The organism is Pedobacter sp. GW460-11-11-14-TSB4 (genome assembly GCF_059423705.1).
In genome coordinates, this window is the sequence record NZ_JBWKYI010000025.1 from 34,990 (window position 1) to 58,630 (window position 23,641).

Sequence of the window (23,641 nt, forward strand, 5' to 3'; positions counted from 1 at the left end):
AAGGGAGTTGGGATGACTGGTTTTTCGTAAAATCGCCATTGGTAATCTTAAAGTGCTTGCTATAAGTTTGCCCTCTGCTCAGTCTTGCGTCGGTTAGCCACCGAATGGCTCTTACTTTTTCCTTGATGAAAAAGTAACAAACCTGAGCGCAGCGAAAGCATGCCTGCCTTAAAAACAACAACTACAAAGGCATAACTGAAAGGCTTGCATCGTTTTTTATCTGATAATGTTGCTTTTATAGGTATAAAAGATTGCTGCGCAATTTCTTGTAAAAACCTAAGAAAATCTTTATTACGGCAGCCTCTAGGCTCTGGCCTCACTCATCCCACAGCACTCGCTTGATTCTGCCTTGGGCTGTGATGGGATGAAAGTGGAAGCAAAGATTTCCTTGCTTTTTCCTGCGAAAATCTGCTATGCCGGATAGCAGCGTGCAGAGGATCTGTCATTGGTAGCCAGTCGATGGATAAATGTTTTTTGTTTTCAACTATTAGAGGTCTTAGACAGGCTCAGACAACATTTATGCTTACTTAATGAAATTGAGTTAGCCTGCAAAATATATCTACAAAAAAAGCCAGCATTTTTTAAAATTTGCTGGCTTTTTTATCTATATGATGGATGGACGATTTTCTTTTTATTCTTCTAAATAACCGAATCGCCCCTGGTTATAATCTTCAATCGCCTGGTGAATTTCATCCTGGGTGTTCATTAAAAACGGTCCGTATTGAACAATGGGTTCATTTATAGGTTCACCGCTTAAAATCAAAATCACACTGTTTTCTGAAGCATTGATCTTAATCTCCTCACCTTTATTTTTGAAGTAGACAAATTGATCGGCTACCACGGTTTCCGATCCGTTTATTGTAATCGAGCCTTCAATCACCATAAATCCGGTGTTAAAATGCTCAGGGAAGTTAAAAGTAGTTTCACCACCTTTATTCAGTCTGGCATTATAGAGTTCAATGGGGGTAAAGGTTTTTGCATTGCCTTTTATGCCCTGATAGTTACCTGCTATAATTTCAATTTTCCCTCCATTTTCGGGAAGATCAAAATGAGCCATATCAGCCTGTTTAATTTCCTGATAGCCGGGTTTGCCCATTTTATCTTTGGCTGGCAGGTTAACCCAAAGCTGCACCATTTGAAATGGACCGCCGGCTAAGCTGTATTGTGCTTCGTGATACTCTTTATGTAATATACCACTTGCAGCAGTCATCCATTGTACATCACCCGGGTAAATCACACCGCTGTTTCCAGAGCTATCGTGATGCGCAACCGCACCATGATAAGCTATCGTTACAGTTTCGAAACCCCGATGCGGGTGAACACCTACGCCTCTTGGTTCCTTCCTTGCAGAAAATTCGATCTTTGAGCCATAATCCATTAAGAAAAACGGGCTCATATTGATTTTATATCCGCTTGGGAAAAAATTATGTACCCTAAAGCCATCGCCAACCATATGTGGCGCTGGCGCTTTTAGTACTTTTTCTATTTGTTTTGTTTCCACGACCTTCAAATTTAAATAAGGCATGGTGCATAGGGCATGGAGCTATAGCCCCATGCTTAATTTCCCTTTGCGCTATGCTTATACACTTTTTACAAACTGTAATTCGCCTAAAATGCGAACTTCTTCACTTACCATTACGCCACCAGTTTCTAACGCAGCATTCCAGGTTAAACCGAATTCGGAACGGTTAATTTTTCCGCTTAAAGTAAAACCTGCTTTGGTATTTCCCCATGGATCGGTAGCAATACCACCAAATTCTGCAGTTAATTTTACCGGTTTGGTTTCGCCTTTAATGGTTAAATCGCCTTTAACAATATAATCGCCGCCATCTTTTTCTACTGAACTAGATTTAAATTCGATGTGTGCAAATTTTTCAGCGTCGAAAAAATCTCCGCTTTTTAAGTGATTATCACGGTCAGTATTTCCGGTATCGATTGAATTGATGTCGCCTTTGAAAGAAATTTCTGCATTTTCAAATTCATCACCTTCAGATGATAATTCTGCTGAGAAAGATTTTAAACTACCGGTTACAGTAGTAATCATTAAGTGTTTTACTTTAAATTGTAATTCGCTGTGGGTTGGATCTAATGTCCATTTTGTAGTTGCCATATCTTTTGTTTTTTGAGATGTTTAATATTTACAACACAAAAGTACAGCGCAGGTTTCGACTACAGATTGATGTATGGTAAGTAATGACAGATGAAATGATTGCGTTATTGAGGGAAGGATTGAATGTTAGGATTTAACAAAAACATTCAATCTATGGTCTGAAGTGTTTATTAGCCAGCTCCTTTCTTACACGGCTTAACGATTCAGGCGTAATGCCCAGATAAGATGCGATCATCCATTGCGGCACACGGAGCGTAAGGTTAGGATAAAGTTTAATAAAATCGAGGTATCTTTCTTCCGCCGTTGCACTCAATAACATGTTAATTCTTTTCTGCATAAAGCGGATCGAATTGTTGAGCAATTTAATTTGCATGGGTTGTAAGCAGGGTACTTGTCTGGCTGCTTCTTCCATAAAATTGTTGGGCATTAACACCGCTTCGGTTGCTTCAATGGCATCGATAAAAAATATTGATGGCTCATTGTTCATGTTGTTGCGGTCAGAAACCAACCAGTTTTCGGGGGCGAACTGGAGGATGTGTTCTTTGCCTTTCGCGTCAATTGAATACGCACGCAACAAACCTTTGCCTACAAAATATCCGTGTTTGAAATTATCGCCGGTATATTGCAATATTTCGTTTTTCTCGAATTTTTTAACCTTTAAAACAGATGATATGCTTTCGAACTGCTCATCAGTTATTTCTATTTTTTCCTGTAAGTATTTTTGGAACTGATGAATCATAAAGGTGGGATGTTATTTTTTTACGGGCTTAATATCGGAAAAATCTACACCACATTTACAATTACCACCACATCCATCTTTTTTTACCTGTAAAGATTTAAAAACCAAACGGCCAACATATACCAATGCTACCGCAAAAAGTAAAAAGACTAAAATCGTTTGAATATCCATAATGCAAATATAAGTGCTTTTAGGAGTACGGTGTTCAGATGAATGTAAATTATTGAGATACGGTTTTATCACCGCGGAAACGGGGTTTTTTATCTTGAATAGATGAATTATTATTTCTTTCGTTATAATTCATGTATCTACGAACTTTTTTGCTTGCCACGGAATCACGGAAGGAGCATATCTGTGTTTTATTCTTTGTAATCTCCATGGTAAAGAAAACAAGAACTATTCTTCCATAAAACCTACAGTACCACCAACCCAATCGAAATCGGCATTGTAACGAACGCCAATCATTTTGCCTTTGCTTAACCTGGCCAGATTGATGCAAAGCTGAGGCTCGCCACCATCGGGCCATAAGTACATCATTCTTACTTCTGCCTTTACACCACCATCAGGCGCCTGTACGGCTGGCTCGTAATTTACTTTTCTTTGTAAAATCCAGTTTTCGGGATCTTTTATATTGCTAATGTCTGTTTCGCTAACATCGATAATTACACCCATGCCAGCAAAAGAGAATAAAGGCTTAAGTACGTAATTTTCTAAATCTTTAGGGATTGTATTCAACTCATTTAAAAAACGTGTTTCAGGTACAAATTCGCTTTTTAGAAATGGCATGGTGTACTTACTGATGCGGTAAAACCAGTTAGGGTGCGTTACCCATTCCACGTCCAGCTCCTCACGTGGATCGAAGCTGTTTTTAAAAATTTCAGTATTATCGGCCACTTCATCAAAAATCAGGCGGTTATAAATCCTTTTTAACCGGATCTTTTTGCCATCTTCTTCGTAAAAGAGCTGTTTGCCTGCTTTTTTAATGTCTTCCAGTGCCAAAATTTTAATACCAAGCATGTTTTGGGTAACCAAAAAATCGATAGCCGTTTTCTGGTTAAGTGCATCTACATCCATTAAGGCCACTTCTTCTGGCTGATGTTTACCAATAATAACCTCTTTAAGCAGGTTGATGTACTTTTCTTCGGTAAATCCGTTTAAAAAATAATTAACCGAATGATCTATTTCGAAACTGCTTTGAAACGTTTTGGCCAGATGATGCTGAAAGCCATATAAGGAAGGAAATCCCTGCATTTCGATTAACATGGGAACAAGTTCTCCCCCTTCATTTTTACATATGCCAAAATCGAAAGTTAAAAAATGAGGTTGCTCATTTTCATTGGGCACATTCCAGCTTACAGGAATTGATTTTTGGGTGAGTTCCTTAAAGTTAGGTTGCTTTATTAATTTTATGATTTCTTCACCCGCTGCAATCAGTTTTTCTTTTAACGCTTTAGGTAAAAAAACTGGCGTTTCTGCCACACGAAAAGGAATTGGTGGATAGCCATTTTGCAATTCGGCAAGGAAGTTTTGATACTTCTCTTCGGTAAACTGCTGGTTATATTTTTGGCGTTGAGCAGGTATCATGTATAATGTGTTGTTTAGATTTTGCCAAGTAGTGCGTCCTTATGTAGTTCCGTCAGTTTTAAATCCAAATCTGACATAAAACTGCATTGAATTATTTTTACTATTTCATTTCTATTGATGGTGTTAGGATTTCTTCTCACTTGCATATAATGATCTCTTGTAATTTTCATAGTGAGTTTACCAATTGAGATATATTCAATCTCCTGACGGAGCTTCATTGCTATCCAGTTAAAAATCAAACAAGTCAAAATCCCTGTCAAAGCAAATTTCCAATTAAAGAAAAAAGCTACCAATGAGATTATAAAACCACCAATAATTAAAAATATTAGCCAAGTTTTCATGGTTAAAAAATTAACTGGTATACCCAGTTCTTTTTGAAATGCTTTTATTTTCTTCCTACGACCAATCCTAGGGAAAACTTCATGAAGGCGAGTCCTAGGGGTAATACTTCCTCTATCAATTTTTTGTGAAACAGCGATGGCACTTCGGATCTTATAAAAGGCTTGTTGAGAGGTACAACTTTCTTCATTCTGATAAGCAATGTTATCTTGGAAAACCTGGCAGATATCTCCAAATGTTTTTGTTTCTGAAAAAGCATCAGATGACAAATTGAGTTCGAAAGCTTTTGCTATGTAACCTAGTGTATCTTCTACATCCCGTAATTCGATATCTTGTAGCTTATAGTCTTCTACCGCTTTCATGAGTGTTAGTTCTATGCCTCTTGTAAATTCCCAATTGCTTTTTGTAAGAAATTAGGTAAAATAACACTTTGCGTCAGCACAATCCTTGCCGGATCGTCTAAACTGTTTAACATATCCAGGTATTTTTGTTCGCCGTGCATATCAACAATAGCCTTTTTCTTTTCCTCCTGAAGCAAATACATTTTCATGCCTACCGGATCAGCTTCTGGATGGAACTGTGTACCGATAATTTCATCAGAGAAGCGGATTGACATCATACAGCGTTCTAAATCGACATGTTTACGTTCTTTTTCGATAGCCAATAATTTAGCGCCTTTTTTCTCGAAAGCAGCAAAATCTGGTTCGATAACCTGCCAGTCTCTGCTATCGACTGAAAAGAAAGGGTTGGTGATGCCATTAAAAATTTCGTCTTTTTCTCCATCTTCTGTTAAGGTAATCGGGAAAATACCAAAAGCATTCGAGCGCCTTTCGGTTACATTGCCCAATTCATATTTCCTGCAAGCCAATTGGAAGGAATGGCAGATCAAAAAGGCATACTTTTTTCTTTCGTCGTTTTTATGGTTAAAAGCTTCTATCTGATCTAAGAGGTGAAAGAAATCATTTTCCCATTGTTCACCCTTACTTTCAACCGGACTTCCTGGCCCGCCACTAGAGATATAAGCATCATATCCGATGCCTGGTATTTCTCCTTTTTGCCTTAAATCAAAAATATCAAAGCTTAAATCGATATTGTTTTCGTTTCTAAAACGGGATAAAATTTCCTGAATCCCCCGCATACCCTGATTAGGTGCGCCATTATTCATGTCAATAACGGCCACCTTTAAGCTACTTTTATCCATTATAAAATTACTTTGCGCCTATAAGTGTTTGAGTAGTAATATAATCTACCACCGCCTCAAAGTTACCAGTTTGTTGGTAAACTGCCAACTGCCGGTCTGCGCCTGTGCCATGTTCGAGGATTTTATGCACGTAATTAATATCATCACGGCAGCCTAAATCATCTACTACATCATCCACAAAATCCAATAATTCTAAAATAAGATTGCGGCAGTTTACTTCCATTTCTTTTCCAAAATCGATTAGATTCCCGTCAATTCCATAACGTGCAGCCCGCCATTTATTCTCGTTAATTAATGCTCTCGAATAACTGATAAATTCCATGTTCTGCAACCGTAATTTGTACAGTTTGGCACATAAAGCCTGAAATAATGCGGTAAAAGCCATGGTTTCATCAATTAGCATCGGGCAATCGCAAATGCGGAACTCTACGGTATCAAAAAACGGATGAACACGAATATCCCACCAGATTTTCTTTGCATTGTCCATGCAATTGGTTTTGATGAGCAGTTTTACATAATTATCATAATCCTCTATGCTGTTAAAAATATCAGGAATACCGGTGCGGGGAAATTTATCGAAAATTTTGGTGCGGAAAGATTTGTAACCTGTATTTCGTGATTCCCAAAAAGGAGAATTGGTTGATAAAGCAAAAACGTGCGGTAAAAAATACCTCACCTGGTTGGCAATATGAATGGCCAGTTCACGAGACTGGAAACCTACATGTACATGCAGGCCAAAAATGAGGTTAGAGCGTGCGGCTTCCTGCAGTTCGTTTACAATCTCATTATAGCGTGGATGTTCAGTAATTAACTGTTTTTCCCAGTGCGAAAAGGGGTGAGTGCCAGCAGCGCCAATTCTTAAGCCTTGTTCGCCGGCGAGTTGTGATACGGTATAACGTAACTGAGAAATCTCTTTACGTGCCTCGGTGGTTGTTTTACAAATGCCAGTTCCAACTTCTACTACAGCCTGGTGCATTTCGGCCTTAACCTGGTCTTTGTGAATTTTTTGTGCAGCCTCTACAATTTTTTGGTCGTGAGAAGTAAGCTCTCTGGTAACGGGATCAATTACCATGTATTCTTCTTCTATGCCCAGCGTAAACTCGTTCATCCTGATATTGATTAAAATTTAAATCCCAATTATTTTTTTGGTGCAGCTTTTTTAGGCTTTGCTGGTGCTTTTTCTGCTGTTGCCGGTTTCTTTGGTGTAGCTTTAGCCTTTTCTGTAACAGTAACTTTCTTTGGCGCTGCCGCTTTAGCCACCTTTGGTGTAGCCTTAGCCATTAGCGGTTTACCGCCAACCGATGATTTGATGTATTCGCCCCAGGTTAAATTATCTTGTCCGTCTTTTTGCGCTTTAGCCCTTTCTATGGCATAATTGGCTGTGGTTTCTACTACCCAGTCAAAATTTTCCTGACCAACGCTTTTAATGTCGGCATCTGGTGCAGGGTTACAGAAATCGATTGCAATAGGCACGCCATCACGCACCGCGAATTCAACCGTATTGAAATCGTATCCTAAATATTTACATAGTTTTAAGGTGTATTCTTCTACGGTTTTAAGCAGTTTTGGATCTGGCGATTTACCTTCTGTTGCATAGCGCAAATGATGTGGGTTCCGTGGATCGTACTGCATAATACGAACGTATTTTCCGCCTATGCAATAACACCTGAAATATTCTTCGAAAATAATTTCTTCCTGCAAAAGCATCACCAATTGTTGTGTGCCACTGTGTTTATCAAAAAAATCTTCTTTATCATGCAGTTTATAAACATCTCTCCAGCCCCCACCATCGTAAGGCTTCATATAGGCCGGAAAGCCAGTGTATTCGAAAATGGCATTCCAATCTAATGGCATGGTTAAGTTCGAGAAAGATTCTCCAGTGGTTCCTGCAGGGTGTTCCCGTGATGGGATTAAGGCAGTTTTGGGTACGGGTACACCAATTTGCTCAGCCAGTGCATTATTGAAAAATTTCTCATCAGCACTCCACCAAAATGGATTGTTGATTACGGCAGTTCCGGTAATTGCGGCATTTTTTAATGATGCGCGGTAGAATGGTACATCCTGCGAAATGCGATCGATAATGACCGAATAACCTAATGGTGCATTCTGAAATATTTTGTCGATTTTAACAGCTTCGGCAGTAATGCCTTTTTCTGCTTTTTGATTGATTCTTTCGATTACGGCTTCAGGAAAAGAGCGTTCCTGTCCAAATAAAATCCCTATTTTTTTCATCGTTTTAAATTTGTCTTTCAATGGTGATTAAGCGATCATGAGCAGTGTTGCTGGTTGTACTTGTTTGCTCATGATGGTTTCATTGGTAAATTTTAGTTTAATTGTTTAACTGGTTAATCGGTTAATTGTTTTAAAACTGTAGTTCTTGCTAAGTAATCGACCCGGGATGTTGGTCTTTAGCCTAAATAATTATAATTGTGCGATATAATCCGGAAACATTTCTCTCCAGATGGGCCAATCGTGATCAGCATTTTGCCTGATATCCAGCCAATGGTCGATGCCTTTTTTTCTTAAAATTTCTGATAAACGTTCATTGTCGCCCCTGCACATATCCCGATCGGTTGTACCCAGCACAATTTTCATGTAGTGTAATTCAGGATTACTGTTGTTCAGCAGGTTGTCAACAGGGTTGTTGAAATAAACATCATCATTGTAAAAACCATCCAGCTGGCCAGAAATATCGAAAGCGCCACTCATGCTAAACATATGGCTAACCAGCCAGGGATGCCGGAAAGCGAAATTAGCAGCATGGTAACCGCCAAAACTACAGCCGGCAGTAATAATTTTACTGTGTCCGGTTTCATGTCTGGCCAAAGGTGCTACTTCTTCCAGTAAATACTTGTCGTACCAGATGTGGTTTTTAACCCTGTCTGCAGGATGGATACTTTTGTTGTACCAGCTTAATTTGTCAACACCATCCGGGCAATAGATCTTAATTTTTCCTTCGTTGATAAAACCCTCAACAGAATCGATCAACTTAAAATCTTTATTTTCAAAATATCGACCCATGCTTGTCGGGAACAGTAGGATAGGGATACCACCGTGACCAAAGATGAGCATGTCGATTTCGCCACTTAAATTCGGGCTGTACCATTTCTTATGTTCTTCTTTAACCATAATAAAAATTGAATGACTTAAGGTATAAATTAAAATCTACAAAAAGAATAGCTTAAGCCGTAAAAATGATACCAATCGAAAGCCAATTGTAAAAATTAACCTATGATAATTAATAGTTTACGGAGATTTGTACCTTTGCACCCTAATTCTGAGGCGATAGCCATGTGATAGGGGATTTTGATTATGATGTACACCACAATTTTATCGGTAAAAGTTAACACCAGCCACTTTAAAATACCCTCAGCTTATTTAAAGCATGAGGTAGAAATAGATATTTATACACCTGAAGGTATTTTAGGGAATGAAAAAATAGAGCTTCTTTTATTAAATGATGGGCAGGATGTGGCCAAAATGGAGTTTAGCCGCATTTTAGAAGAAGCCCACCATGGCAAAAGAAACCACAGGTTAATTGTTGTGGCCATTAGGGCATCAGCCGACCGATTAATGGAATATGGTGTTGCAGGCGTTCCTGATTTTAAGGGCCGCGGGGCGAAAGCCCACTTATACAGCGATTTCGTGATCAAAGAACTTTTACCTTTTGTTAAAAAGAAAATTGCAATGCCAATAACCGGTAAAGTAGGTTTTGCCGGATTTTCTTTGGGCGGTTTATCTGCTTTTGATATTGCCTGGAACAATCCTTCTGCTTTTGATGCCGTTGGTGTTTTTTCTGGCGCATTTTGGTGGAGAAAAAAAGATTTGACCGAGGGTTATAGCGATGCCGACCGTATTATGCATGCGCAGCTGGAAAGTACTTCTACCAGTCCGGATATGAAATTCTGGTTAATGACCGGGACAGAAGACGAAAAGGCCGATCGGAATAAAAATATGATTATCGATTCGATAGATGATACGATTGATGTAGTTAAAATACTCTTAAACAAAGGCTATAAAAGGCCTGACAATGTTTTTTACTACGAAAAAGTAGGCGGCAAACATGATGTTCCCACCTGGGAAAGTGTAATGCCGGCCTTTTTAGATTGGGCATTTGAAGTTTAACGGTTATATCTTCGCCAAAAGCGCATTCATTTTTAAACTGAGTTTCTTAGCCCCGATTTCGTTAAGGTGATCGCCATCGTAAAAATCCTGCGCATGAAAAGAACTATCCTGCAAAAGATTAAAGTACCTGACTGTAGTGTGGAAGGTATTCAGTTTTTTAATGGTAGAAAGTGTAGTCTTCAACTGGTTTTTGCTTAAATGCGATACATAAGATTTATAAGCCGGGCTGGTAAACAAGACCACCTTTATATGCTTGTGCTCGGCAAAGGCGATAATTTCATCCAGTAAATGCAGGTTAGTTGAATATTGTAGATTATCTTTCGCAGTATGTCGTGCTGCGGCTGTTACGCCACTTTTGATTAAGTCTTTGTGATGAATCGCTTTGTAGCTCGAACCCCAACCCAGGCTGCTGCAGCTAATGTCATTTTCCCCTCTAACATAATGGTTTAAAAGCCTGCTTAAATTGATGTCGAGTTTATTGCTCAGTATTTCCGTACTGTTAAAAATTTTATGATCAGTATTGATGTCGTAATAAATGCGGTAATTTTTTGCCCGCCAGGCTTCGGGACTATTTTGTAAACGGCCATAAAAGGAAAAATAATCAACAGGGATGACAATGTATTTTAAATGATCCCATTGTTGGCTGTACTTTTTTAAAATTTCCAGATCATAATCAAAGGACTGCGAAATGTAACTCGCGTTAAAGCTCGATTTGATGTATTTCGGATCGATGCCATAATATACATGAGAGCTGCCCAGAAACAAAATACTTACCTCTTTGGCGTGATGGTCGAGATAACTTTTTTTGTACTCGTAATCGTTTGGAATCCTTCGGATCAAAACTTCGCAAAAAACAGCCAGAAAGAGAATTGGAAGCAGAAAGATGGCGATAGATCTAGTGAATTTTTTCATAGCTAAAATTGAAAGTAAATGAATTGTTGTTCGGCGCCTGCGAAAAAGAATATGACCAGCACAAGGCCGTAGTAAATACCCCATCTAATTGGTTTAGGCCACGATAATGCAAATCTGGCAATGGCATATTGTTCCATTCTGCCATTCCATTCGATTAAAATAAACAAGGCCAATAACAGAAATAGTTTAACCGGCAATATTTGGGGAATACTGAAAAACGACTCAGAACCAATGGCTGATATGATATTGAAAGCATGCTGTACAGAATTTGCCCTGAAAAAGATCCAGGCGAAAACAGTTAAACCGAAGGTTAATACCATCGCTGCAAATTCTTTTAAGCTTGGGAATATTTTTCCTTGAGCAACAGTATCCAGGTTCGATCGGTTAGTATTGAAAACAATCAAGGGCATAATGTACAGTGCATTTAATAATCCCCAGATGATGAATGTCCAGTTGGCACCATGCCAAAAACCGCTCACTAAAAAGATGATAAACGTATTCCTTACTTTTATCCAGGTGCCGCCTTTGCTTCCACCTAATGGGATGTAAAGGTAATCTCTGAACCAGGTGGATAACGAGATATGCCATCTCCGCCAGAATTCGGCAATATCCCTGGAGAAATAGGGATAGGCAAAGTTTCTTAACAGCTCAATCCCAAATAACCGTGCTGTACCCAGGGCAATGTCTGAATAGCCAGAGAAATCGCCATAAATCTGAAAAGCAAAAAGAATGGCGCCAAGCAATAAAGTGCTGCCGGAATATTCTCCGGAATGATTAAAAATCATATTGGCGTAATTGGCACACTGATCGGCAATGACGATTTTTTTAAACAGACCCCATAAAATCTGGCGTAAACCATCAATCGCCCTGCTGTAATCAAAAGATCTTTCTTTTTTGATCTGAGGAAGTAAATGCGTTGCCCGTTCTATGGGCCCGGCAACCAGCAGCGGGAAAAAACTCACAAATAAAGAATAATCAATAAAGTTCTTTTCTGCCGGTATCCGGTTTTTATAAATATCGATTACATACGACAAACCATGAAAAGTATAAAACGATATGCCCACAGGTAAAATGACTTTTAATGTCCATGGGTTTACCTGAAGGCCAAAATTTGCAATGGCATCGGCAAAAGAGTCGGCGAAAAAATTGTAGTATTTAAATATCCCTAAAAAACCCAGATTGATGGAAATGCTCAGCCAGAACCAAAATTTTTTAGACTTACTGTTTTTACTTTCCGTCATTTTTAAGCCGGTGAAATAATCCAGTAAGGTGGAAAAAATGAGCAGGAACATAAAACGCCAATCCCAGCAGGCATAAAAGAAATAGCTTGCCCCCAGCAATAATATATTTTTAGATCTTAAACGTTCTTTTCCCAAAACCCAGTACAGTATAAAAACTATGGGCAGAAAAGCAGCAAAGCTAAAAGAGTTAAACAGCATAGCGTTGAGGTTAATACTTCGTTTAGGAATAAAATTAACGCTTTGAGCCGTCCGATTAATAGGGTCGGTAAATTTGTACGCAGAATTGCTTAAAGTTGTAAAATACCTGTATAGCTACTTCACGGTATTTCTATCGCTGTATTTTAGAAAAATACCAGTATCGAAAATGGTCCACAAACAGCTTCTTTGTCCGCATGCTTTTAGTGCTGCATTAGCCCAGGTATTACAGGTTTTGAAAATGCTGTAACTCCCTTTTGCCTCATAAAAGGCATCGCCAATATCGTAATGGATATTCGATTTTACATTGATCAAATGTCCGGCTTCATCTTTTTTGAAGCTATTTAAGATGTAATCGATCAACTGTCGATATTGCGTTTTGCTGATGCTAATTTTCTTACAGTCCGCATCTTCCCAAATGTTTTTGTAGTAAGTGGTGTGCATGGCAGATGTGCTTAAGCCTGAAATGGCCCTGAGCCCATTGCTGAGTTTAAGGTCTGAAAATTCTGGTGTTTCAAGGTAGAATTTCTTGTCGCCCCAACCCATCGCCAGGTATTGATAAGTGCTATCGGCCTCCAGCGTATTTTGGTAACTGATTTCTTTTGTCCAGTCCATTTCTGCGCTTACCGCCGGAACGATAATATCAGTATGTACGCCGTTAGTCATAATATATATGTTAACTTCCTTAGCGTTTTTTGGATAGGCATTTATAGTGATACGCGAACAAGCAAAAGCCGTTAAAAAGTAAAATCCAATCAGCATAATCAAAGCAATGCAGCATCTGCCAGCATATTTTAAAAACCTTTTGTTCATTTCGGTCAGATTATTTTATCCTTAATACAGCATTTGAGTTTTTGGTAACCCATTTACTGCGGGATATCGATTTTATTGATGGCGGCATCGAAAAACATGATTTTTTGCGACTTCAACTAATACCTACATTCACAATATGATAAAAGGACTTTTTGAAACCCATATTTATGTTGAAGATTTGGCAAGATCGATTGATTTTTACAGCAATACCCTGGGCTTAACACAATGCCATTACGAAGAAGAACGCAGAATTGCATTTTTCTGGATAGGGAAACCAAAAGAAGCGATGCTGGGGATCTGGGAAAAACCAAAAGTTGAGATTGATGTCAGACATTTTGCCTTTGGTTGCGACCTGGAAGACGTACTGGACAAATCGATTAGTTTTCTTGAATCTAAAAACCTAAAGCCCTATAACTTTCTTAAAAATGGAAACCACGAACCTATGGTTTTCGCCTGGATGCCAGCCTTGGCCATTTATTTTAATGATCCTGACGGGCATATATTGGAATTTATTGCCATTTTAGAAGGAGAGGCCAGGCCAGAGTTGGGCGTGATTTCTTACCAGGAGTGGTTAAATAGAAATATTTAATGTAATCTTATTATAGAATTGTCATCTTGAGCTTGTCGAAGGATCTATGAAGTATCGCTTAAAGCATTTCGACAAGCTCAATGTGACAATGTTCATAACAAATAGTTTAACCGGAAAATTTCCGCAGGGCTTCAGCTGTTGAGCCCAAAAAATTAATGTGTTTGCCTTTGTTACTTTCGTAAATAAAATCTTTGATGCTTTTGCTTTGATATGGACTAAAATCGCCAATAATGGCCAGGCTTACCCGGTAATTTGAAAACTTTTGGAGAATTTCTCCGGCTATCCCGTTTTTAAGGTCAAAGAAATCGGGCGTGATATTGCGTTCATGGATAATAATTTTATCAAAGCCCTGGTAATATAAGTTCCCCAATAAATCTAATCCATCTTCTGCATGATTAATGATGATTTCTTCCGAAATGAGCTCGGCAATATTGGTATTGTTTATGGTGTGTGATTCAATTTTCATCGGTAATTTTAAATAGGCGGATAAAGGTAATGATATTCATTTCCTTGCTGCTAATATAAATTTTGCTTTTAAACAGAACATCTGGTAAAAATCTGTTTATTCTATTTTAGAATTTTATAGCGATATTAGCCTTTAAAGCTAATTATCCTCCCACAACCATGCAAGAAATCGAAATTGTTGCTTATGCCTTTTCTCAGTTTGCTAAAATGGACGCCGAAGCGTTCGAATCCTCAAAACCACACTGGAAAATAAAACAATATAAAAAAGGCGATTTCTATAACCAGCATAGAACGGTTTGCAAATTTTTAGGATTTATCATCGATGGGGTATTTCGCTCTTACGTGGTTGATGAGAAAAGCGGCGAAGAGAAAAATGTCTTTTTATACTCAGGCAACCAGTTTGTAGTAACCTTTAAAAGTTTTATTAACCAACAACCTTGCGATTATCATACACAGGCCATGACTGATGCGACTGTGGTTTATATCCATATTGATGATTTATTGCAATTGTACCAGCAATCTCATCAATGGGAGACTTTTGGACGGCTTTTGGCGCAGGAGGCATTTAACATCGCTATGGATAGGGCGGAGAGTTTTGTTTTTAAAACACCCGAGCAGCGTTATCTCGATCTGATTAAATACCACCCGCAAATTTTTAATAATATTCCGCTCTATCATATTTCCTCTTATTTGGGCATCCAGGGGCCATCGTTAAGCAGGATAAGAAAAAGACTTACAGGTAAATAACGATTTTAACTTAGGTTAAAATTATTGCTGTTTTTAAGCTGGAGATTTGAGGTATCAAATTAAAACTAAAAACAACATGAAAACTTTAAAATCAAAAACAATCGTATTTGTACATGGTCTATTTGTAAACAATAAAAGTTGGGAAAATTGGAAAACTTTCTTCGAAGCTAAAGGTTACACCGTTTATACACCTGCAAATCCATCGCATGAAGGTGATCCAACTGCTTTAAGAACCAACATTGATCCCAATCTAACCAAGGTAAATTTCGTTGATGTGGTGAATAACCTTGTGAAATTTATCGACACCCTGCCGGAGAAACCCATTCTGATCGGACACTCATTGGGCGGTTTAACCGTTCAAAAATTAATGGACCTGGGTAAAGGCGAAGCTGGGGTAATGATTGATGGTGCCCCTCCAATGGGTGTTATTCCATACGAATGGAGCTTCTGGAAATCTAATTTTACAGTGGTTAATCCATTTAAAGGTAATTCTGTTTTTATGCCTACTAAATCGTGGTTCCATTATACCTTCGGTAATACTTTGCCAAGAGCAGCATCTGATCAGGTATTTGATGAATTTGTGGTGCCAGAAAGCAGAGCGATTGCCTGGGGAACCTTAAAAAGTTATGCCAAGGTAGATTTTAAAAAAGCCCACCAACCTTTATTGTTTATCGCTGGCGAAAAAGACCATATTATGCCAGCGAGTTTGAACAAAAGAAATTTTAAAGCCTACAAAAATCCAGATAGCATAACCGATTTTAAAATGTTTGAAGGAAGAGGCCACTTCATTTGTGGTGAAAAAAACTGGGAAGAAGTAGCAACTTATATCTACAACTGGATCAAAAACTAAATTCCTGACAGGTTTACTTAAGGTTTTAAATTAATTCTAACCGGAAAGGCGGGTGTGTAAGAAAGGGAAAACATTGCTCTCGCTTTTCTGTTTAAAAATGAGATAATTACAACATTATCATCATATTAAATAGTGAGAGATATAGTAGAAAATCCATTTCAAAACACTATCTTTGCGCCAAATTTGAGGCGCATTTTATGCAAAAGATTAGAAATATAGCTATTATAGCACACGTTGACCACGGCAAAACTACTTTGGTTGATAAGATTTTACATTCTTGTTCTATTTTTCGTGACAACGAACAAACAGGAGATTTGATATTGGATAACAACGATTTAGAGCGCGAGCGTGGTATCACGATTGTATCTAAAAACGTATCGGTTCAATACAAAGACGTAAAAATTAACATTATTGACACTCCTGGTCACGCGGATTTCGGCGGTGAGGTAGAGCGTGTTTTGAAAATGGCAGATGGTGTACTTTTACTTTGCGATGCTTTTGAAGGTGCAATGCCTCAAACGCGTTTCGTAACGCAAAAAGCTTTGGCCCTTGGTTTAAAACCAATTGTGGTAGTAAACAAAGTGGATAAAGAAAACTGTCGCCCGGAAGAGGTTTACGAGCAGATTTTCGAATTGTTCTTTAACCTTGAAGCCACTGAAGATCAATTGGATTTCCCGGTAATTTACGGTTCATCTAAACAAGGATGGATGAGTACCGACTGGAAAGTACCCACTACTGATATCTTCGCTTTATTAGATGCGGTTGTGGCTAATATTCCACCTGCACCAATTAACGACGGTACTTTGCAAATGCAGATCACTTCGTTAGATTATTCATCTTTCGTTGGTCGTATCGCAATTGGTCGTGTACACCGTGGTACAATTAAAGAAAACCAACCGGTTACTTTAATTAAACGCGATGGTAAAATTGTAAAATCAAGAGTAAAAGAACTTTATACTTTCGAAGGTTTAGGAAAAATCCGTACTTCAGAAGTAAGTTCAGGTGATATTTGTGCGGTTGTAGGTATTGATGGATTTGATATTGGCGATACTATTGCTGATTTCGAAGCACCAGAACAATTACCGGTGATCAGCATTGATGAGCCAACCATGAACATGTTGTTCACCATTAATAACTCTCCATTTTTTGGTAAAGAAGGTAAATTAGTAACCTCTCAGCGTATTAAAGAACGTTTATACAAAGAGATGGAGAAAAACTTAGCTTTAAAAGTTGTTGAAACAGCTTCTCCAGACGCCTGGTTAGTTTATGGTCGTGGTATTCTCCATTTATCTGTATTAATCGAAACGATGCGTCGTGAAGGTTATGAGATTCAGGTAGGTCAGCCTCAGGTTATCATTAAAGAAATTGATGGTAAAAAACATGAGCCAATTGAAACTTTAATCGTTGATGTTCCGGGAGAAGTTTCTGGTAAAGTAATCGAATTGGTAACTCAACGTAAAGGTGAGTTGTTAATTATGGAGCCAAAAGGCGATTTACAACACTTAGAATTCGAAATTCCGGCACGTGGTATCATTGGTTTACGTAATAACGTTTTAACTGCTACAGCAGGAGAAGCGATTATGGCACACCGTTTCAAAGCTTACGAGCCTTGGAAAGGTACAATCCCAGGTCGTTTAAATGGTGTATTGGTTTCAATGGAAAAAGGACAAACTACAGCTTATTCAATTGATAAGTTACAAGATAGAGGTCGTTTCTTCATCGATCCGGGAACTGATGTTTACGAAGGTCAGATTATGGGTGAGCACATCCGTGATAACGATTTAGTGGTAAACGTGGTAAAAGGTAAAGCATTAACCAACATGCGTGCTTCTGGTACTGATGATAACACGCGTATCGCACCAGCAATTAAATTCTCTTTAGAAGAAGCAATGGAATACATCCAGGCTGATGAATATATCGAGGTTACACCGCAAAGCATGCGTTTACGTAAAATCTTCTTAACAGAACAAGAACGTAAAGTTAAAGGAAAGCAATTCGCTTAATTCCTTAAACATATACATATTAAAGCCCCGATGTAAATCGGGGCTTTTTGCGTTTAAACATTAAAGGTTGCTAATTGGTTTACCACCTGAGCCACCTAAGAACATCTGAGCTGGGCGCATCATTTATGTTTCTAATTAGAGTTGACAACTTTAATAGTCAATAGGAGCTGAAGTTGTCAACTCTTGTGTTAAATCTTAAACGGTAATAGAAATAATAAGAAAAGCAGTTTTAGTGCATTTTTTAAGGTTAGTCCTTCTTTCCGCTAAATCCCCGATGAAGAATCGGGGGATACCGCTAAAATAAGGTTTAGAACGGTTAGGGCTGTGATTATAGATTGGTTGATTATTCACCTAATTTGAGCGTTGCCGACTTCAATGGCAGGGGAGAATAACTTCGGGTAAGGTGTTGCTGGTCAGTTAAATCGTTAATCAATGTGCAATTTTTGTCAGCGTTTTTTCATAAAACCTGTAGGAATAAAAAAACTAACAATTAGATGGCAATTAATTTTGCTTTCAGTTTTAATTTTGTGTTTTTGCTAGCAAACTAATGATCCACCATCATGATTAATAAAGGGTTATCCAAAACGGGTATATTTTTATTAAATATGCTCTCGCTGTTGCCGCTATTTATTTTATACAGATTGGCGGATGCTTTTTACGTGTTAATATTTTATGTTTTTGGCTACCGCAGGAAAGTGGTTAGGGAAAATCTGGTTAATGCGTTTCCTGAGAAAAATACGATCGAAATCAATGCGATAGAAAAGCGTTTTTATAAATTTTTGTCTTCACTTTTTATTGAAGTAATCAAAATGAAAAGCATTTCTAAAAAAGAATTAAACAAAAGGGTAAAATTTAAAAATACCGATCTGGTAGAAGCTTACCTCAAAAATAATGAAAGTGTACTTTTCTGTTCATCACATTATGGCAATTACGAATGGGTGTGTATGGCAATTGGTTTAAACTTTTCGGGCGAACATTTCCCAATTTATAAACCGTTAAGTAGCGAAGCTTTCGATAAGTGGTTTCTGACCATGAGAAGCAAATTTGGCAACCAAATGGTATCCATGCGCCAAACTTTAAGGGCTATCCAATCCAATAAGAATAAACCAACCATGTTTACCTTTGGCAGCGATCAGGCACCCTCAAAAGACGAATCGAATTACTGGACAAGCTTTTTAAATCAGGAATCTTCTATACAGCTGGGGATTGAGAAAATCGCAAAAAAAACGAACCGCCCGGTTTTTTATCTGAAAATCAATTATTTGAAAAGAGGATATTACGAAGTAGATTGTGTGCCAATCTGTTTAAATCCCGCCGAAACTGCCGAGTTTGAAATTACCGAAATGCATACCCGCTTTTTAGAGGATATGATTAAAGAAGCCCCTGCTTATTGGTTATGGAGCCACCGCAGATGGAAATACAAACCTGAACCAAAGGTTTCAAAAGTGATGTCAAATGATCAGAATAGAATGGATGCCATGGCTTAGGCTAATCCATTTGTCTAAATATGAAAACTAACATTTTCGTGGCATAATTTTTTAAGGTGCTTTTTAAATTAGCATTTTAAAATTTCTGGTATGATTAAAAAGGGGATTTCCCATCTGGGAATATTTTTTTTAGGCGTATTATCTTTGTTCCCATTATCTGTTTTATACATACTGGCCGATGGAACTTATCTACTGTTATACTTTGTTTTTGGTTATCGGCGCAAAGTGGTCAGGAAAAACCTGTTAAACGCATTTCCTGATAAAACATTACGAGAGATTATTACGATCGAAAAACGGTTTTACCGTTATCTGGCCTCTCTGGTTTTCGAAATTGTTAAAATGAATAGCATCTCCAAACAAGAGATCAAAAGACGTTTTGTGTTTAAAAACAAAGAACAGGTCCAGGCATATTTAGATCGTGGTCAGAGTGTGTTGATCTGTTCAGCGCATTATGGTAACTGGGAGTGGGGTACTTTGGGCATCGGGCTTAACTTTTCTGCAGATCATTATCCAATTTATAAACCCTTAACAAACCCTACGTTTGATAATTGGTTTAAAAAAGTACGAAGCAAATTTGGCAATCAATTAATTGCCATGCGGCAAACCATGCGGGCTTTGCAGGCGAGTAAAGATAAACCAAGCATGTTTAGTTTTGGGAATGACCAGGCGCCCTCGAAAGACGAATCGCATTACTGGACAAGTTTTATGCATCAGGCCAGTTCTGTTCAGCTGGGGATTGAAAAAATTGCAAAACGCACCAATCAACCAATATTTTATTTTAAAATCAATGTGCTGAAACGCGGTTTTTATGAAGTTGATTGTGTGCCGTTATGTTTAAATCCGGCTGAAACCGCTGAGTTCGAAATTACCGAAATGCATACCCGTTTTTTGGAAGAAATAATCAGGGCAAAGCCAGCGTATTGGTTGTGGAGCCATAGAAGGTGGAAATACAAGCCTAAGCACCAGCTGCTATTTGCTTCAAATGAAATACTAAAGCAGGCATAATTTCCTAAATATTTTATATTTGTTGTGATAATGCCTGCCGATGAAAACCTTTAAAAAAATACTGTTAATCCTGATTTATTCGTTTTTCTTATCATTACTGGCATTATTCCTTTGGAAACCATATTTGTTGAATGTATTAAAACATAGAACACCCAACGCCGAAACCTACAAAATTTTCCCACAGGAAATTTCACATAAAAGCGATTCTTCCTTTCATTTTATCAGACCGGCTCAGCAGCGAAACGATTTAGATACATTGCATGTTTTAGATGGGAAGGACCAATCTATTCCATTGAAAGAATATTTAAAAAATGGGCAGATCAATGTTTTTATCGTGATCAGGAATGATAGTGTTTTATATGAGCGATATAACACGGGTTATAGCGACAGTACTTTGACGACTATATTTTCTGGCGCTAAAAGCATGATTTCTATTATGCTCGGTCAGGCCTTAAATAATCATAGTATTAATAGCCTGAATGATAAAGTAACCCGGTATATTCCCGAATTAAAATCGAACCCTGCCTTTGAACAAATTGCCTTGAAAAATCTGCTGGATATGAAATCGGGCCTTGAATTTCAGGATGCGTTGGGCGGAATAGTAAAAGCGTTTTTTTCTGATGAGGCTAAATATTATTATACCAATGATATGAAAGCACAGTTGATGAAAGTTAAACTGGTAAATCAACCAGGCACGGTTTGGAAATACAAAAGTATCGATCCGATTGTATTGGGCTGGGTTTTACAAAAAGCAACAGGAAAATCTGTAGCACAATATTTTGAAGCCAATGTATGGAAAAAAATAGGGGCAGCGTATAATGCAAGCTGGGGATTAGACCAAGTGAACGGTTTGACAAATACCGCGAGCCGTTTTCAGGTTACAGCTATTGATTTCGCTAAAATTGGCCGGTTATATTTAAACAAAGGCAAATACAATGGTAAACAGGTCGTGCCAGAGCGTTGGGTGGATCAATCGGTCAATATGGGTTCAGAACAACCTGCTTCTGCAAAGGGCTGGCAAAAATCGGCACATCATTACCTCTGGTGGATTCCGCAGGAAGGAGATAAAGGAGATTACGCTGCAGAAGGAATGCTTGGCCAAAGGTTATATATGGATCCAAAAACAAACACCATTATTGTGCAGTTTGCTGATCGTGGTGCTGGTCATTATCCTTACCGCAAAATCAGCAGGTATTTAAGTGGTCTGCCGTTTAGCTATCCGAAGTCTTAACCGCAAAGTTCGAAGGAATAAGGAGCGCAAATAACGCTACGGATTTTTTCTTTCTTCGCGTAAAACTTAGCGGCCTTTGCGGTTAATTTTTTAAAATAGTACATTGCCGCTGCATGGAAAACAACGATGTAAGAATTTCAAAAAAGAAGCCGATTTTTCCGGTAACACCTGCTTTGCAGAAATATTTGCGTACTTACCAGCGTGAAGCGAAATTACCCATCGGTTATCACGATTTAATGCAGTTTAATGAAGCGTTTCCACTAATGGATAAGTTTGGTAAAGATTCGCTTTGGGAAGGACCTATATATGCACAGGATTTAATTGAAACCTTACACGATGGTTTAAAAGAAATTTATGCGAACTTAAAAGCATCCGGCAATTTGCGCATTGTTGAGCATAAGTACATCGATAAAATAGAATACTGCACCTTCGGCAATACCCATCCTTTTCGCATCCGCATTGTAAACCGTTTAAATGATGTTTACGATTATTTCTATATTAAAAAAGCCGATGCCTCGCGTATTTATGGTTTAGAAATGGAAGAAATCCTTTCACCTAACCAGGTGAATTATCTTGTTGATGGCAATACTTTAGTAGAAGAACATATTGCCGGGATTCCAGGCGATGTTTTTACAAAAGGACAGTTGTATACGCCAGAGTTTAATCCCACCAGAATAGCAAAAGAGTTTGTAAAGTTTAATGAGCGCTGTTTGATTATGCTTTTGGGCGATATGCGGGCCTATAACTTTGTGGTACAGATTACACCCGATTTCGATGATATCCAGTTCCGTATCCGTGCAATAGACTTTGACCAACAGTTTTACGAAGGAAATTTGAAGGTTTATCTGCCTCAGTTTTTTAAAGAAAATCTACCTTATGTAAAAATGAGCATGGAGCAATTGACAGATAAAACGGTACTGCAATACCAGCAGGAAGAACGCTCGTCTATTGTGCATCGGGTAAGGAGCGAACGGCATCGCCTGACCGATCTCCGCGATGTTTCGAATAAAGAAGAATTAACCACTCCAGAAAATATCGCGCTGCTAAAACAGAGTATGAGCGATTATTTTAAGGATACAAATTATTTGCGCTGTAAAACCATGACAGATATTATTGAACTGAATATCAAAAATATTATCAGGCAGGTTAAATTGTAAAGCTCCGTGGTAACACCTGACAGCACGCAGAGAAGACAAAAATAAAAACGGCCAGCAAGCTGCCAACCGTTTTTGAGTGAATCTAGAAAGAGCGTCCAAAGTTTTTAGGCATGCTGCCCCTCATGAACACCCTCGGCAAATTCCTCTACAATTTTATCGTTAAAAGCAGGTAAATCTTTTGGTGTACGGCTTGTAACCAAACCCTGGTCTACCACTACTTCCTCATCCGACCAAAGTGCGCCTGCGTTAATTAAATCCTGTGAAATATTCTTTACTGAAGTCAGTTTTCTTCCTTGAACAACATCTGCGTTGATTAAAGTCTGTGGGCCGTGGCAAATCGCAGCAACAGGCTTTCCATCAGCAAAAAAAGACTTTACAAAAGCCAGGGCATCTTCGTTAACGCGTAACTGATCAGGATTAATTACGCCACCCGGTAAAAGTAAACCGTTGTAATCATCGGCATTTGCTTCCGAAATGGTTTTATCAACATCCACATCTATCGACCAGTGATCGTGGTCCCAGGCTTTTATTTTTCCGCTTTTTGAGGAGATAATGTGAACGGTTGCGCCCTCTTCTTTTAACCTTTTAACTGGTTCGGTTAATTCTACTTCTTCAAATCCGCTTTCTGAAAGTACAGCAATAGTGCGGTTACTTAATTGTCCCATAATCTTTAAATTTTTAATAGGTGATATATTAAAGACAGTTAAGAAAAATTATTGTTTTTAGAAATTTGAGATTGCGATATTAATTAACCCGATCATCATGCTGTCCCGAATCTTCGGATTCTGCATCTTTTGGGTAATAATACTGTCTAGTTAGGATAGATTTTGAAACAAGTTCAGAATGAC

Annotated in this window: 24 protein-coding genes; 9 read left to right on the plus strand and 15 right to left on the minus strand. The window is 38.3% G+C overall.

The window, feature by feature from the left end; all coding sequences use genetic code 11:
* Positions 1-631 precede the first annotated feature (631 nt).
* The 10 genes from AC07YT_RS19785 to AC07YT_RS19830 all read right to left on the minus strand — a co-directional run bounded on the left by AC07YT_RS19785 (position 632) and on the right by AC07YT_RS19830 (position 9,102).
* Positions 632-1,501: a pirin family protein gene (locus AC07YT_RS19785; protein ID WP_086549492.1), complete on the minus strand. Its 870-nt coding sequence runs from the start codon at positions 1,499-1,501 to the stop codon at positions 632-634.
* A gap of 78 nt (positions 1,502-1,579) precedes the next feature.
* On the minus strand, positions 1,580-2,110 hold the full coding sequence (locus AC07YT_RS19790) for a YceI family protein (RefSeq protein WP_086548889.1): 531 nt from the start codon (positions 2,108-2,110) through the stop codon (positions 1,580-1,582).
* A gap of 151 nt (positions 2,111-2,261) precedes the next feature.
* Positions 2,262-2,849 (minus strand): Crp/Fnr family transcriptional regulator, encoded by a 588-nt coding sequence (locus tag AC07YT_RS19795; RefSeq protein WP_086548890.1) that lies wholly within the window; start codon positions 2,847-2,849, stop codon positions 2,262-2,264.
* A gap of 12 nt (positions 2,850-2,861) precedes the next feature.
* Complete coding sequence (locus tag AC07YT_RS19800) at positions 2,862-3,020, minus strand: FeoB-associated Cys-rich membrane protein (protein WP_082458743.1); 159 nt, start codon at positions 3,018-3,020, stop codon at positions 2,862-2,864.
* A 225-nt stretch (positions 3,021-3,245) separates the two neighbouring features.
* Positions 3,246-4,433 carry a hypothetical protein gene (locus AC07YT_RS19805; protein WP_086548891.1) on the minus strand — a complete coding sequence of 396 codons (1,188 nt, stop codon included), beginning with the start codon at positions 4,431-4,433 and terminating at the stop codon, positions 3,246-3,248.
* A gap of 14 nt (positions 4,434-4,447) precedes the next feature.
* On the minus strand, positions 4,448-5,134 hold the full coding sequence (locus AC07YT_RS19810) for a hypothetical protein (protein WP_086548892.1): 687 nt from the start codon (positions 5,132-5,134) through the stop codon (positions 4,448-4,450).
* 11 nt (positions 5,135-5,145) lie between these two features.
* A complete protein-coding gene (locus AC07YT_RS19815; protein ID WP_086548893.1) occupies positions 5,146-5,973 on the minus strand; it encodes a type 1 glutamine amidotransferase in 828 nt (275 codons plus the stop codon).
* Between the two features lie 7 nt (positions 5,974-5,980).
* Entirely contained in the window at positions 5,981-7,081 is a 1,101-nt protein-coding gene (locus tag AC07YT_RS19820) for a carboxylate-amine ligase (RefSeq protein ID WP_029274724.1), read from the minus strand.
* A gap of 29 nt (positions 7,082-7,110) precedes the next feature.
* A complete protein-coding gene (locus tag AC07YT_RS19825; protein WP_086548894.1) occupies positions 7,111-8,205 on the minus strand; it encodes an ATP-grasp domain-containing protein in 1,095 nt (364 codons plus the stop codon).
* Between the two features lie 189 nt (positions 8,206-8,394).
* On the minus strand, positions 8,395-9,102 hold the full coding sequence (locus tag AC07YT_RS19830; protein ID WP_086548895.1) for an esterase family protein: 708 nt from the start codon (positions 9,100-9,102) through the stop codon (positions 8,395-8,397).
* Positions 9,103-9,285: 183 nt separating this feature from the next.
* Here AC07YT_RS19830 and AC07YT_RS19835 point away from each other — a divergent pair, with 183 nt between their 5' ends.
* Positions 9,286-10,098, plus strand: coding sequence for an alpha/beta hydrolase (locus tag AC07YT_RS19835; RefSeq protein WP_086548896.1), 813 nt, complete (start codon positions 9,286-9,288; stop codon positions 10,096-10,098).
* A 3-nt stretch (positions 10,099-10,101) separates the two neighbouring features.
* Here AC07YT_RS19835 and AC07YT_RS19840 read toward each other — a convergent pair whose 3' ends face one another.
* From AC07YT_RS19840 to AC07YT_RS19850, 3 genes are all read right to left on the minus strand, one after another.
* Complete coding sequence (locus AC07YT_RS19840) at positions 10,102-11,010, minus strand: hypothetical protein (RefSeq protein ID WP_086548897.1); 909 nt, start codon at positions 11,008-11,010, stop codon at positions 10,102-10,104.
* Between the two features lie 2 nt (positions 11,011-11,012).
* Positions 11,013-12,449 (minus strand): MBOAT family O-acyltransferase, encoded by a 1,437-nt coding sequence (locus AC07YT_RS19845; RefSeq protein WP_086548898.1) that lies wholly within the window; start codon positions 12,447-12,449, stop codon positions 11,013-11,015.
* A gap of 114 nt (positions 12,450-12,563) precedes the next feature.
* Positions 12,564-13,259, minus strand: coding sequence for a TIGR02117 family protein (locus AC07YT_RS19850; RefSeq protein ID WP_086548899.1), 696 nt, complete (start codon positions 13,257-13,259; stop codon positions 12,564-12,566).
* A 136-nt stretch (positions 13,260-13,395) separates the two neighbouring features.
* On the opposite strand from AC07YT_RS19850, the gene AC07YT_RS19855 reads away from it, so the two are divergent.
* Positions 13,396-13,848: a VOC family protein gene (locus AC07YT_RS19855; protein WP_086548900.1), complete on the plus strand. Its 453-nt coding sequence runs from the start codon at positions 13,396-13,398 to the stop codon at positions 13,846-13,848.
* A gap of 106 nt (positions 13,849-13,954) precedes the next feature.
* On the opposite strand, the gene AC07YT_RS19860 is transcribed toward AC07YT_RS19855, so the two are convergent.
* Positions 13,955-14,314 carry a DUF4180 domain-containing protein gene (locus AC07YT_RS19860; protein ID WP_086548901.1) on the minus strand — a complete coding sequence of 120 codons (360 nt, stop codon included), beginning with the start codon at positions 14,312-14,314 and terminating at the stop codon, positions 13,955-13,957.
* Between the two features lie 158 nt (positions 14,315-14,472).
* On the opposite strand from AC07YT_RS19860, the gene AC07YT_RS19865 reads away from it, so the two are divergent.
* The 7 genes from AC07YT_RS19865 to AC07YT_RS19895 all read left to right on the plus strand — a co-directional run bounded on the left by AC07YT_RS19865 (position 14,473) and on the right by AC07YT_RS19895 (position 22,793).
* Positions 14,473-15,060, plus strand: coding sequence for a Crp/Fnr family transcriptional regulator (locus AC07YT_RS19865; protein ID WP_086548902.1), 588 nt, complete (start codon positions 14,473-14,475; stop codon positions 15,058-15,060).
* A 76-nt stretch (positions 15,061-15,136) separates the two neighbouring features.
* Positions 15,137-15,910: an alpha/beta hydrolase gene (locus AC07YT_RS19870; protein ID WP_086548903.1), complete on the plus strand. Its 774-nt coding sequence runs from the start codon at positions 15,137-15,139 to the stop codon at positions 15,908-15,910.
* Positions 15,911-16,107: 197 nt separating this feature from the next.
* A complete protein-coding gene (gene typA / locus AC07YT_RS19875) occupies positions 16,108-17,913 on the plus strand; it encodes a translational GTPase TypA (protein ID WP_086548904.1) in 1,806 nt (601 codons plus the stop codon).
* A gap of 560 nt (positions 17,914-18,473) precedes the next feature.
* Complete coding sequence (locus AC07YT_RS19880; protein ID WP_086548905.1) at positions 18,474-19,400, plus strand: lysophospholipid acyltransferase family protein; 927 nt, start codon at positions 18,474-18,476, stop codon at positions 19,398-19,400.
* A 90-nt stretch (positions 19,401-19,490) separates the two neighbouring features.
* Entirely contained in the window at positions 19,491-20,405 is a 915-nt protein-coding gene (locus tag AC07YT_RS19885; RefSeq protein WP_086548906.1) for a lysophospholipid acyltransferase family protein, read from the plus strand.
* A 40-nt stretch (positions 20,406-20,445) separates the two neighbouring features.
* On the plus strand, positions 20,446-21,636 hold the full coding sequence (locus AC07YT_RS19890) for a serine hydrolase domain-containing protein (protein ID WP_086548907.1): 1,191 nt from the start codon (positions 20,446-20,448) through the stop codon (positions 21,634-21,636).
* Positions 21,637-21,749: 113 nt separating this feature from the next.
* On the plus strand, positions 21,750-22,793 hold the full coding sequence (locus AC07YT_RS19895; protein WP_086548908.1) for a hypothetical protein: 1,044 nt from the start codon (positions 21,750-21,752) through the stop codon (positions 22,791-22,793).
* A 104-nt stretch (positions 22,794-22,897) separates the two neighbouring features.
* Here the strand turns inward: AC07YT_RS19895 and AC07YT_RS19900 are convergent, their stop codons facing one another.
* The gene (locus AC07YT_RS19900) at positions 22,898-23,458 is read right to left on the minus strand and encodes a type 1 glutamine amidotransferase domain-containing protein (protein ID WP_086548909.1); all 561 of its coding nucleotides are present in this window, start codon (positions 23,456-23,458) and stop codon (positions 22,898-22,900) included.
* Between the last annotated feature and the right edge of the window lie 183 nt (positions 23,459-23,641).